Here is a 12,802-nt window from a genome sequence, read left to right as displayed (position 1 = left end):
CCGGGGCGCTGTCGACGAAGGCGCGGTAGCCGAACGGGCCGATCACCGCCTGGATTTTTTCCGCCAGTTGTTGCACGCGTTTACGAATTAATTTGTGGTAATCGCGGCCCAAGGCATAACGCGAGACGTAGGCTTTTTCCGGTTGGGCCAGCCGTTGCGCCATGTGCGTGTCGCCCGGCAGGTAGTCCATGCGCAGGGAAACCACGCGCAGGGTGCCCGGCACCAGTTCTTCCGGGTGCGAGCGTTTRCTGCCATGGGCGCCCATGTAATCCATTTCGCCGTGATAGCCAGCGGCGAGCCAGCGCTCCAGGTGCTGCTCATGCTCGGCCAGATCGAGGCCGCTGATGCCGACYTGCTGAAAGCCCAGCTCGCGGCCCCAGTCCTTGATGGATTGGGCGAGGGCGGGCAGGTCTGTGGTAATAGCGGGCATGAGGCGAGAGAAACCGGAGCTGAGATGCGTATAATTCTGCCAGACATCGGAGCCTGAAGACGCATGCCGCACACTAAAGATGAATTACCCGACGCGCTGTATAGCGCCGCGCAAGTCCGAGGGCTCGATGCGAGCGTGATCGCRGCCGGTACACCGGGCTTCGAATTGATGCAGCGTGCGGCACGGGCGACCTGGCGTGCGCTGGTCCGCCATTGGCCGACCGGGCACGAATTGAGTGTGGTGGCCGGCCATGGCAATAACGCGGGCGACGGTTATCTGGTGGCCGTGCTGGCCCGACGTGCCGGCTGGCATGTGCGGGTGCTGGCCGCCGGTGACCCCGGGCGTTTGCAGGGCGATGCCGCGTCGGCGCATGCCGAGGCGGTGGCCGAAGGCGTGGCCATTCAAGGCTGGACCCCGCACTCCGAGTTGCGCGGCATTGTGCTGGATGCATTGCTCGGCACCGGCCTGACCGGTGAAGTGCGCGAGCCGTTCGCCAGCGCCATCGCCGCGATCAATGCCAGTGGGCTCCCGGTTGCGGCGGTGGATATCCCCTCGGGGTTGTGCGCCGATACGGGGCGCCAGCTCGGCATTGCGGTTCGAGCAGACCTGACTGTGACGTTCATCGGGTTGAAGGTGGGGCTGTTCGCCGGTGACGCGGCGGATGTGGTGGGCGATTTGGTATTTAACGATCTGCACGTCGCCCCCGAGACATTTATTGGGGCCGAGATAAGTGCGCGTCGCCTGACGGCCGGTAATGTGCCGCGTCTGACCGGCCGCGCTCCAACTGCCCACAAAGGCAAATTCGGTCACGTATTGCTCGTTGGCGGTGATCGCGGTTTTGGCGGCGCCATCCTGCTTAGTGCACAAAGTGCCCTGCGCAGCGGTGCCGGCATGGTGTCCGTGGCCACCCGCAGCGAGCATGTTCCGGYCGCCCTGGCGCGTTTGCCGGAAGCTATGGTGCTCGGTACGTCGTCGGCCAATCAATTGATGGGCTTGCTGGAGAAGGCCACGGTGCTGGTCGTCGGCCCGGGGCTGGGGCAGGCCGCCTGGGGGCGCAGCCTGTTGTCGGCCGCGGCCAACGCGTCGCAGCCACAAGTATGGGATGCCGATGCATTGAACCTGTTGGCCGAAGGTGGCGTGAGCTTGCCCGCAGGTAGTGTCATCACGCCGCATCCGGGCGAAGCGGCACGATTGCTGGGGATATCGACAGCCGCCGTACAGGCTGACCGCCCGGCCGCGGCCCATGCGTTGAGCAAAAAATATACAGCGGTGGTAGTGCTCAAGGGCGCTGGCAGTCTGATTGCCAGCCCCGATGGGCGTCTGGCGCTGTGTCATCAGGGCCATCCGGCCATGGCGTCGGCCGGGTTGGGTGATGTGCTGGCCGGTCTGGTGGGCGCCTTGCTCGCTCAGGGCCTGGACGCGTATGACGCGGCCTGCCTGGCGGTCTGGCTGCACGCCAATGCCGGTGCGCAACAAGGTAAATTAGGCCGCGGGCTGGCGGCCAGTGATCTGATTCCAGCCATTCGTCAGTTGTTGGAGGAGCAAGCACCGTGTCTGAAGTAACCCTGTACCTGGCTGATGAGCAGGCCATGAGCGATTTTGGCGCACGTATCGCCAAAACCACCGGAGGGCACGGTCTGATCTTTCTTGAAGGGGATCTGGGCGCGGGGAAAACCACACTGTCCCGGGGCATCATCCGTGGCCTGGGGCATACCGGCGCGGTAAAAAGTCCGACCTTTACCCTGGTCGAGCCTTACGAGATCGGCGCCGTCCGCGCCTTCCATTTCGACTTATATCGATTGGTCGACCCCGTCGCTGAGAATTTTGCCCCAAGGCTCGCGTGGCGAGTCGTGGTGTGCCGTTTTGGCATTGGAATCCAAATAAATGATGGGGTTAGGTATGCGCTTTCGCGCGTTGGTTGCTGCCGTAGGGGTGTTGTTTTTGGCGGTGACCGTCGACGCTGTGGCCGAGACGAAGGTCAACAGTGTTCGCCTTTGGCGGGCGCCGGATAACACTCGACTGGTGTTCGACCTGACGGGGCCTGTCCAGCACAGCGTCTTTACCCTGACCGCACCGGATCGGCTGGTAATCGACATCAATGGCGCGACGCTCGGCTCGCCGCTGAACGTCTCCACGGCCAACACGCCGATCACGGCAATGCGTTCGGCTCAGCGTACGCCGACCGATTTGCGGGTGGTCATCGACCTGAAAAAAGCCGTCACGCCGAAAAGCTTCACCTTGGCGCCGAACGCCCAGTACGGCAATCGCCTGGTAGTCGACCTGTTCGACAACGCGGCCGATGCCGCGCCACCGCCTGCGCCAACACCGTCTGTGGCCACGGTACCCGCCGTACCCGTCACGCCGTCCGAGCCTTCGATCAAGCTGCCACCCGCACCGGCTGGCAAGCGCGACATTATCGTGGTGATCGATGCCGGTCACGGCGGCGAAGACCCGGGCGCCTCGGGGTCTCGCGGTCAGCGTGAAAAAGACGTGGTGCTGGCCATCGCCCGTGAACTGCAGCGTCAGGTCAATGGCATGAAAGGTTTCCGCGCCGAACTGACCCGTACCGGCGACTACTTCATTCCATTGCGCGGCCGTACCGAAATCGCCCGCAAGAAGGGCGCCGACCTGTTCGTTTCGATCCACGCCGACGCCGCGCCGTCAGCCGCAGCGTTCGGTGCGTCGGTGTTTGCCCTGTCTGACCGCGGCGCTACGTCGGAGACCGCCCGTTGGCTGGCCGACAGCGAAAACCGTTCCGACTTGATCGGCGGTGCCGGCAACGTCAGCCTCGACGACAAGGACCGGATGCTCGCCGGCGTGCTGCTCGACCTGTCGATGACCGCTTCCCTGACTTCCAGTCTGAACGTTGGCCAGAAAGTCTTGAGCAACATCGGTCGCGTCACGCCGCTGCACAAACAACGTGTCGAGCAAGCCGGGTTCATGGTGCTGAAGTCGCCGGACATCCCGTCGATCCTGGTGGAAACCGGGTTCATCTCCAACGCCAACGAAGCCTCGAAACTCGCGGCATCGAGCCACCAGCAGGCGCTGGCGCGCTCCATCAGCAGCGGCGTGCGGCAATTCTTCCAGCAGAACCCGCCGCCGGGCACCTACATTGCCTGGCTGCGCGATTCCGGCAAGATCGCCCAAGGCCCACGTGACCATCGCGTGAGCCCCGGTGAAACCCTGGCGATGATCGCCGTGCGTTATCAGGTGTCTGCGGCCACCTTGCGCAGTGCCAACAACTTGCAAAGTGACGAGCTGAAGATTGGTCAGACGTTGACCATTCCAGGCACTGAACTGGCGGCCAAAGAATGAACCAGGTGCTGACCAACACGGCGCGTATCGAGCTACTCAGTCCACGGCTGGCGAACCAGATTGCCGCTGGTGAAGTGGTTGAGCGCCCGGCCTCGGTGATCAAGGAGTTGCTGGAAAACAGCCTCGACTCCGGCGCCAAACGCATCGATGTCGATGTGGAGCAGGGCGGTGTCAAGCTGCTGCGGGTGCGCGACGATGGCAGTGGCATTTCCGCCGATGACCTGCCTTTGGCCCTGGCCCGTCACGCCACCAGCAAGATTCGCAACCTGGAAGACCTCGAACAGGTCATGAGCCTGGGGTTTCGTGGTGAGGCGCTGGCCTCCATCAGTTCCGTGGCGCGTCTGACCCTGACTTCCCGCACTCGCGACGCCGATCAAGCCTGGCAGGTGGAAACCGAAGGCCGGGACATGGCGGCTCGCGTGCAACCAGCGGCTCATCCGGTGGGCACTTCGGTGGAAGTGCGCGATTTGTTCTTCAATACCCCGGCGCGCCGCAAGTTTCTCAAGACCGAAAAAACCGAATTCGATCACCTGCAAGAAGTGATCAAGCGTCTGGCGCTGGCGCGGTTCGATGTGGCGTTCCATCTGCGCCATAACGGCAAAACCATCCTCAGCCTGCACGAAGCCCATGATGACGCGGCCCGCGCCCGGCGTGTGGCGGCGATCTGCGGGGCGGGCTTTCTGGAGCAGGCGTTGCCGATCGAAATCGAACGCAATGGCCTGCATTTGTGGGGTTGGGTCGGGTTGCCGACCTTCAACCGCAGCCAGGCGGATTTGCAGTATTTCTTTGTGAATGGCCGTGCCGTGCGCGACAAACTGGTGGCGCACGCAGTGCGCCAGGCTTATCGCGACGTATTGTTCAACGGTCGGCACCCGACATTCGTGCTGTTTTTCGAAGTCGATCCGGCGGGCGTCGACGTCAACGTGCACCCGACCAAGCACGAAGTACGCTTCCGTGACGGGCGCATGGTTCACGACTTCCTTTACGGCACTTTGCATCGCGCCTTGGGTGATGTGCGGCCGGAAGACCAGTTGGCCGCGCCTGTCGCGACAGCCGTGGTCCGGCCAACCGGTATCGAAGCCGGCGAGTTCGGCCCGCAGGGCGAGATGCGTCTGGCGGCCAATGCGCTGCTGGAGCAGCCTCAGGCCCAGCCGTCCTTCAATACTTCGGCGGGCTCTGGCGCCGGTGCCGGTTATCAGTATCAATACACGCCGCGACCTCAGTCCGGCGTGCCCGTCGCCGAAGCCCAGGCGGCCTATCGCGAGTTTTTCGCGCCGTTGCCCGAGGCCAATGCGGTCGCGCTGCCGGCCGGGCAAGATGACATTCCGCCGCTGGGCTATGCACTGGCGCAGCTCAAGGGCATCTACATTCTTTCGGAAAACGCCCAAGGCCTGGTGCTGGTAGACATGCATGCCGCCCATGAGCGGATCATGTACGAACGGCTGAAAGTCGCCATGGCCAGCGAGGGGTTGAGCGGTCAGCCATTGCTGGTGCCGGAATCCCTGGCGGTCAGCCAGCGCGAAGCCGACTGCGCCGAAGAAAACGTCGCCTGGTTCCAGCGTCTGGGTTTTGAATTGCAGCGCCTTGGCCCGGAAACCCTGGCCATCCGGCAAATCCCTGCGTTGCTGAAGCAGGCCGAGGCCAACCGACTGGTTAGCGATGTGCTGGCGGATTTGATGGAATACGGCACCAGCGACCGGATTCAGGCGCACTTGAACGAACTGCTCGGCACCATGGCCTGCCACGGCGCGATTCGCGCGAATCGGCGCCTGGCCTTGCCGGAAATGAACGGCCTGCTGCGGGACATGGAAAACACCGAGCGCAGCGGTCAATGTAACCATGGCCGACCGACCTGGACCCAACTGGGCCTGGACGATCTGGACAAACTGTTCTTGCGCGGTCGTTGATGAGCCAGTTCCCTCCCGCGATTTTCCTGATGGGGCCGACGGCCGCCGGCAAGACCGACCTGGCCATCGAACTCACCAAGGTCCTGCCCTGCGAGCTGATCAGTGTCGATTCGGCGCTGGTTTATCGCGGCATGGACATCGGCACCGCCAAACCCTCCAAAGAGATCCTGGCCGAATTCCCGCATCGTCTGATCGACATTCTCGACCCGGCCGAGAGTTATTCCGCCGCGGATTTCCGTCGCGATGCGTTGCAAGCCATGGGCGAGATCACCGCGCGGGGCAATATTCCGCTGCTGGTGGGCGGCACAATGCTCTATTACAAGGCTTTGCTCGAAGGTCTGGCCGACATGCCGGCGGCCGATGCGGACGTTCGTGCGCAAATCGAAGAAGAGGCTGCACGCCTTGGCTGGCAAGCCCTGCACGATCAATTGGCGGTGATTGATCCGCAATCCGCGGCGCGAATTCACCCGAACGATCCGCAGCGCCTTAGTCGTGCACTGGAAGTTTATCGCGTCAGCGGCCAGAGCATGACTGAGCTACGCTTGCGACAATCTGCGCAAAGTACTGAAGCAGCCGCTTCGGGACTGCAACAATTGCCCTATACTGTCGCGAACTTGGCCATCGCTCCGGCAAATCGCCAGGTACTGCACGAGCGCATTAAACAAAGATTCACAAATATGTTGGAACAGGGATTCGTCGACGAGGTCGTAGCCCTGCGAGATAGAGGTGACTTGCATTCCGGGTTGCCGTCTATACGTGCAGTAGGTTATCGACAAGTCTGGGATTACCTGGATGGCAAGCTGACGCAAGCCGAGATGCAGGAGCGTGGAATCATTGCCACGCGCCAATTGGCGAAGCGCCAGTTCACCTGGCTGCGCAGTTGGGCTGATTTACACTGGTTGGACAGCCTCGATTGCGACAATCTGCCGCGCGCCTTGAAATACCTCGGGACCATCTCCATATTGAGCTGAGTCCTTGCAATTGCCGTCTATCCTTGGGGGTGTGACGGCCCCAAGCCATCTGTTTACCTATTTTTTATATTGAATCCTTAAAGGAGTGCGGCACATGTCAAAAGGGCATTCGCTACAAGACCCTTACTTGAATACTTTACGTAAAGAGAAAGTGGGGGTTTCCATCTACCTGGTCAACGGGATCAAACTGCAAGGCACGATCGAGTCTTTCGACCAGTTCGTTATCCTGCTGAAAAACACCGTCAGCCAGATGGTTTACAAACACGCTATCTCTACAGTGGTGCCAGTTCGTCCAATTCGTCTGCCTAGCGCAACCGAATCCGAAGCAGGCGACGCTGAGCCAGGTAACGCCTGATAGGAGTCTCCTTTGTTCTTTGAGCGCCACGGTGGTGGTGAGCGGGCAATTCTCGTTCACTTGGATGGTCAGGACCCTGAGGCGCGCGAAGATCCGCAGGAGTTTCAGGAGTTGGCAATTTCGGCTGGTGCCGAGACCGTCGCGTTTTTTAACGTGCCGCGTCATCGGCCAACCGCCAAAACCCTGATCAGCAGCGGCAAGGTCGAAGAGTTACGCGACCTGGTCAAAGCCGAACAGGTCGATCTGGTGATTTTCAATCACATCCTCACGCCCAGTCAGGAACGTAACCTCGAACGTATTTTCGAGTGTCGCGTGATCGATCGCACGGGTCTGATTCTCGATATCTTCGCCCAACGCGCCCGCACCCATGAAGGCAAGCTCCAGGTCGAACTGGCCCAGCTTGAGTACATGAGTACGCGTCTGGTTCGCGGCTGGACTCACCTTGAGCGGCAGAAGGGCGGTATCGGCCTGCGCGGGCCGGGTGAAACCCAACTGGAAACCGACCGGCGCCTGTTGCGGATTCGTCTGCGTCAGATCAAGGGGCGCCTGGAAAAGGTCCGCAGCCAGCGCGAGCAGTCTCGTCGCGGGCGCAAGCGTGCTGACATTCCGACGGTTTCACTGGTTGGTTATACCAACGCCGGCAAATCGACGCTGTTCAACTCGGTCACCGATTCCGACGTCTTTGCCGCCAACCAGCTGTTCGCGACCCTCGACCCGACCTTGCGCCGACTAGAGCTCGAGGACCTCGGGCCGATCGTGCTGGCCGACACCGTGGGCTTCATTCGTCACCTGCCGCACAAACTGGTCGAGGCATTTCGAGCTACGCTCGAAGAGTCGAGCAACTCCGACCTGCTGCTGCACGTGATCGATGCGCACGAGCCTGATCGTATGGCCCAGATCGAACAGGTCATGGTGGTGCTCGGGGAGATCGGGGCACAAGACTTGCCGATCCTTGAGGTATACAACAAACTCGATTTGCTCGAGGGGGTTGAGCCGCAGATCCAGCGCGATGCCGATGGCAAGCCGCAGCGGGTCTGGTTGTCGGCCAAGGACGGTACCGGCCTGGACTTGCTCAAGCAGGCAGTGGCGGAACTGTTGGGCAGCGATTTGTTTGTTGGCRCCTTGCGCTTGCCGCAACGTTTTGCTCGACTGCGTGCGCAGTTTTTCGAACTCGGTGCGGTGCAAAAAGAAGAACACGACGAAGAAGGCATCAGCCTGCTGGCCGTTCGCTTGCCACGGATCGAATTGAATCGACTCGTGAGYCGCGAAGGTCTGCAACCGATGGAATTCATCGAGCAACACACTTTGCAATAAAAGCCTGAGAAAGCGGTTGTGCCGCGGTGACAGGCATTCTGTAGCATTGGTCGGCGCGCCGTGGGTGCGTCTTTGCTTTATCAGATGGAGAGCGCTATGGCTTGGAATGAGCCGGGTGGCAACTCGAATAATCAGGATCCTTGGGGTGGCAAGCGCCGCAATAACGGCGACCGCAAGGGACCACCGGATCTCGACGAGGCCTTCCGAAAGCTGCAGGAAAGCCTGAACGGGTTGTTCGGTGGTGGCAAGAAACGCGGTGACGAGGGCGGTGGTCCGGGCAAGAGTGGCGGCTTTGGTGGCCTGCTCGGCATCGGTCTGACCGTGCTCGCAGCCGTGTGGCTGTACAGCGCTGTCTACGTGGTCGACGAGCAGGAGCAGGCCGTGGTGCTGCGCTTCGGCAAATACTATGAAACCGTCGGCCCGGGCCTGAACATCTATTTCCCGCCGATCGATCGCAAGTACCTGGAAAACGTCACGCGTGAGCGTGCCTATACCAAGCAGGGTCAAATGCTGACTGAAGACGAAAACATCGTCGAAGTGCCGCTGACCGTGCAGTACAAGATCAGCAACCTGCAGGACTTCGTGCTGAACGTCGATCAGCCGGAAACCAGCCTGCAGCATGCGACCGACAGTGCCTTGCGCCACGTGGTGGGTTCTACCGCCATGGACCAGGTGCTGACCGAAGGTCGTGAATTGATGGCCAGCGAAATCAAGGAGCGTCTGCAACGTTTCCTCGATACCTATCGCACCGGTATCACCGTCACTCAGGTCAACGTACAGAGCGCTGCTGCACCGCGTGAAGTCCAGGAAGCCTTCGATGACGTGATCCGCGCCCGTGAAGACGAGCAGCGTTCGCGTAACCAGGCTGAAACCTACGCCAACGGCGTCGTGCCGGAAGCCCGTGGTCAGGCCCAGCGCATCCTCGAGGATGCCAACGGTTACCGCGACGAGACCGTCTCCCGCGCCAAGGGTGAGGCTGACCGCTTCACCAAACTGGTGGCCGAGTACCGCAAGGCGCCTGAAGTTACCCGTCAGCGTCTGTACCTGGACACCATGCAGGAAATCTTCAGCAACACCAGCAAGGTTCTCGTGACCGGCAACAAGAATGGCCAGAGCAATCTGCTGTATCTGCCGCTGGACAAGATGGTCGAGGATGGTCGCCGCACCAGCACTCCGGTGACCGGCGCAGCAGCCAGCARCAATGAAGTGAATGTGCGTGCGGCGGCTGATCTGCAGCAACAGCAGGCACGTACCAGGGAGAGTCGCTGATGAGCAATAAATCGCTGATCGCCCTTATTATCGGCGTCGTCGTGGCGATCGTTGCCTGGAACTGCTTCTACATCGTGGCTCAGACCGAGCGTGCGGTGTTGCTGCAGTTCGGTCGCGTGGTCCAGGCCGATGTTCAGCCGGGCCTGCATGTGAAAGTGCCTTACGTCAACAAGGTGCGCATATTCGACGCGCGCCTGATGACGCTGGATGCACCGACACAGCGCTTCCTGACGCTGGAAAAGAAAGCCGTGATGGTCGATGCCTACGCCAAGTGGCGCGTGAAAGATGCCGAGCGCTTCTACACCGCGACTTCCGGCCTCAAGCAGATTGCCGACGAGCGCCTGTCCCGTCGTCTGGAGTCGGGCCTGCGTGACCAGTTCGGTAAACGCACCCTGCACGAAGTGGTATCCGGTGAACGTGATGCGCTGATGGCAGACATCACCGCTTCGCTGAACAAGATGGCGGAAAAAGAGCTGGGCATTGAAGTTGTCGATGTCCGGGTCAAGGCCATCGACCTGCCGAAGGAAGTGAACCGCAGCGTGTTCGAGCGTATGAGCACCGAGCGTGAGCGTGAAGCTCGCGAGCACCGCGCCAAGGGTAACGAGCTGGCCGAAGGCATCCGTGCCGACGCCGACCGTCAACGCCGCGTGCTGCTGGCTGAAGCCTATCGTGAATCCGAAGAGGTTCGCGGTGATGGTGATGCCCAGGCTGCTGCGATCTACTCCAAGGCATACGGCCAGGATCAGGAGTTCTACGCGTTCTACCGTAGCCTGCGTGCCTACCGTGAAAGCTTCGCGAACAAATCCGACGTCATGGTCCTGGACCCGAGCAGTGACTTCTTCCGTTACCTGGAAAAAGCCAAGCCTTGATACGACGTTGACCTGAATCATCCCCCCGCCTGGCGGCTAAAGCCTCGGGCGGGGTGATCCTTTGGGAAAACGTGTGTATGATGCGGCAGCCGGGAAATTCCCGGCTTTTTTGCGTCTGCACGTTTGATTGCTGTTTTTATGCAGGCGCCCGAGTTGAATGACTCGACAGGTTTTTCGAGGAAAGTGGTTGGCGAAGCCGATTCCAGGCTTTTCGCCACGTTGTTCATGCGCGGGGTTTATGCACATGAGCCGATCATTTTCTGCTTCACTCAAGGCTCGCCCAAAGGCTTGCTGCCCGGATCATAGGGGAATGGCGTAATGGCAACGGTAGACCGCTGGCTGCTGCCAGATGGCATCGAAGAAGTACTGCCACCGGAGGCTGCGCGCATCGAAGTTGCGCGTCGCCAGGTGTTGGATCTGTTCCAGAGCTGGGGTTACGAGTTTGTCGTGACTCCCCATATCGAGTACCTGGAATCCCTGCTGACCGGCGCAGGCCAGGACCTCGATCTGCGCACCTTCAAGGTCATCGACCCGCAGTCGGGCCGGCAGATGGGTTTCCGTGCCGACATCACGCCGCAAGTGGCGCGCATCGATGCGCACACCCTGCGTCGCGAAGGCCCGAGCCGTCTGTGCTATGCCGGTAGCGTGCTGCATGCTCAGCCACGTGCGTTGTCGTCCTCGCGCAGCCCGATTCAACTGGGCGCCGAGTTGTACGGCGATGCCAGCCCGAGCAGCGACGTGGAAGTCATCAGCCTGATGCTGGCCATGCTGCAACTGGCCGATGTGCCGGATGTGCACATGGACCTCGGGCATGTCGGCATCTACCGCGGCCTGGCCCGCGCCGCCGGTTTGTCCGGCGAAGTCGAGCAACAGTTGTTCGATGCATTGCAACGTAAAGCCATCGACGAGGTCATTACCTTGACCGAAGGCCTGCCTGCCGATCTGTCGGGCATGCTGCGAGCGCTGGTCGACCTGTGTGGCGGTCGTGAAGTGTTGAGCGCTGCCCGCGAGCGTCTGGCCAATGCGCCGGCGCCTGTTCTGGCGGCCCTGGACGATTTGCTGGCGATTGCCGAGCGTCTGTCCACGCGTTTCCCGGAGTTACCGCTGTACTTCGACCTGGGCGAATTGCGCGGCTACCACTACCACACCGGTGTGGTGTTCGCCGTGTTCGTGCCGGGTGTTGGCCAGTCCATCGCTCAGGGCGGTCGTTACGACGATATCGGTGCCGACTTCGGTCGCGCCCGTCCGGCGACAGGCTTCTCCACCGATTTGAAAACCCTGGTGACCCTGGGGCGTGCTGAGATCGAGCTACCGTCTGGCGGTATCTGGATGCCTGACAGTACGGATGCAGCACTCTGGCAGCAGGTTTGCCAGTTGCGCAGTGAGGGTCAGCGTGTCGTTCAGGCATTGCCTGGGCAGCCTTTGGCCGCCGCCCGTGAAGCGGACTGCGACCGGCAATTGATTCAGCAGAACGGGCTTTGGCAAGTATCGCCACTGGCTTCTTGAGTTTTCCTGCCGGCCGCCGCCGGCACCAAGTTTGCGCGAATGAGGACAAGTGTTATGGGTAAGAATGTCGTAGTCCTGGGCACCCAATGGGGTGATGAGGGCAAAGGCAAGATCGTTGATCTGCTGACCGAACATGCTGCCGCCGTAGTGCGCTACCAAGGTGGCCACAACGCTGGTCACACTCTGGTGATCGACGGCGAAAAAACCGTCTTGCACCTGATCCCGTCTGGCGTGCTGCGCGAAGGCGTGCAGTGCCTGATCGGTAACGGCGTGGTGGTTGCACCCGACGCCCTGCTGCGGGAAATCAACAAGCTGGAAGAGAAAGGCGTACCGGTGCGCGAGCGCCTGCGTATCAGCCCGTCCTGCCCGCTGATCCTGTCCTACCACGTAGCACTGGACCAGGCCCGTGAAAAGGCCCGTGGCGAGCTGAAGATCGGCACCACCGGTCGCGGCATCGGCCCGGCTTACGAAGACAAGGTTGCCCGTCGCGGTCTGCGCATCGGTGATCTGTTCCATCGTGAGCGTTTCGCCGCCAAGCTGGGCGAGTTGCTGGATTACCACAACTTCGTACTGGTCAATTACTACAAAGAGCCAGCGATCGACTTCCAGAAGACTCTCGACGAGTGCATGGAATACGCCGAGCTGCTCAAGCCGATGATGCTCGACGTCACCGCAGAGCTGCACAACCTGCGTCGTGCCGGCAAGGACATCATGTTCGAAGGCGCCCAGGGCTCCCTGCTGGACATCGACCACGGCACCTACCCGTACGTCACCAGCTCCAACACCACTGCTGGCGGCATCGCCACCGGTTCGGGTGTTGGTCCGATGTTCCTGGACTACATCCTCGGCATCACCAAGGCTTACAC

11 protein-coding genes and 1 pseudogene are annotated in these 12,802 nt (G+C 61.1%); 11 read left to right on the top strand and 1 reads right to left on the bottom strand.

Features of this window, described 5'->3' with window-relative positions:
* Positions 1-430, bottom strand: a 430-nt coding sequence (locus AC1DLB_RS09950; protein ID WP_477784943.1) for a QueG-associated DUF1730 domain-containing protein, incomplete at its 3' end; no start/stop codon positions are given.
* Between the two features lie 63 nt (positions 431-493).
* On the opposite strand from AC1DLB_RS09950, the gene AC1DLB_RS09945 reads away from it, so the two are divergent.
* The 11 genes and pseudogenes from AC1DLB_RS09945 to AC1DLB_RS09895 form a co-directional block, all read left to right on the top strand.
* Positions 494-1,993, top strand: coding sequence for an NAD(P)H-hydrate dehydratase (locus tag AC1DLB_RS09945; protein WP_477784942.1), 1,500 nt, complete (start codon positions 494-496; stop codon positions 1,991-1,993).
* Positions 1,981-2,314: pseudogene (tsaE, locus tag AC1DLB_RS09940) on the top strand (tRNA (adenosine(37)-N6)-threonylcarbamoyltransferase complex ATPase subunit type 1 TsaE). The gene AC1DLB_RS09945 and the pseudogene tsaE overlap by 13 nt, the downstream one beginning before the upstream one ends.
* On the top strand, positions 2,315-3,745 hold the full coding sequence (locus AC1DLB_RS09935) for an N-acetylmuramoyl-L-alanine amidase (protein ID WP_019582199.1): 1,431 nt from the start codon (positions 2,315-2,317) through the stop codon (positions 3,743-3,745).
* Positions 3,742-5,652 carry a DNA mismatch repair endonuclease MutL gene (gene mutL, locus AC1DLB_RS09930; protein ID WP_086944080.1) on the top strand — a complete coding sequence of 637 codons (1,911 nt, stop codon included), beginning with the start codon at positions 3,742-3,744 and terminating at the stop codon, positions 5,650-5,652. Before AC1DLB_RS09935 ends, mutL begins: the two co-directional genes overlap by 4 nt.
* Positions 5,652-6,623 carry a tRNA (adenosine(37)-N6)-dimethylallyltransferase MiaA gene (gene miaA, locus AC1DLB_RS09925; protein WP_086944079.1) on the top strand — a complete coding sequence of 324 codons (972 nt, stop codon included), beginning with the start codon at positions 5,652-5,654 and terminating at the stop codon, positions 6,621-6,623. The genes mutL and miaA overlap by 1 nt, the downstream gene beginning before the upstream one ends.
* Positions 6,624-6,717: 94 nt before the next feature.
* Positions 6,718-6,978: an RNA chaperone Hfq gene (gene hfq, locus AC1DLB_RS09920; RefSeq protein WP_007902656.1), complete on the top strand. Its 261-nt coding sequence runs from the start codon at positions 6,718-6,720 to the stop codon at positions 6,976-6,978.
* Positions 6,979-6,990: 12 nt separating this feature from the next.
* Complete coding sequence (gene hflX / locus AC1DLB_RS09915) at positions 6,991-8,292, top strand: ribosome rescue GTPase HflX (RefSeq protein WP_477784941.1); 1,302 nt, start codon at positions 6,991-6,993, stop codon at positions 8,290-8,292.
* A gap of 96 nt (positions 8,293-8,388) precedes the next feature.
* Positions 8,389-9,561, top strand: a complete 1,173-nt coding sequence (gene hflK, locus AC1DLB_RS09910) for an FtsH protease activity modulator HflK (protein ID WP_477784940.1) — start codon at positions 8,389-8,391, stop codon at positions 9,559-9,561.
* Entirely contained in the window at positions 9,561-10,430 is an 870-nt protein-coding gene (gene hflC / locus AC1DLB_RS09905; RefSeq protein ID WP_086944078.1) for a protease modulator HflC, read from the top strand. Before hflK ends, hflC begins: the two co-directional genes overlap by 1 nt.
* A gap of 318 nt (positions 10,431-10,748) precedes the next feature.
* Complete coding sequence (locus tag AC1DLB_RS09900; protein ID WP_007939588.1) at positions 10,749-11,936, top strand: ATP phosphoribosyltransferase regulatory subunit; 1,188 nt, start codon at positions 10,749-10,751, stop codon at positions 11,934-11,936.
* 54 nt (positions 11,937-11,990) lie between these two features.
* Positions 11,991-12,802: adenylosuccinate synthase (locus tag AC1DLB_RS09895; RefSeq protein ID WP_477784939.1), on the top strand; the 812-nt coding region annotated here is incomplete at its 3' end.

The sequence above is a fragment of the Pseudomonas sp. 05N434 genome (assembly GCF_056396965.1).
This window is presented reverse-complemented; position numbering and strand designations above follow the sequence as displayed.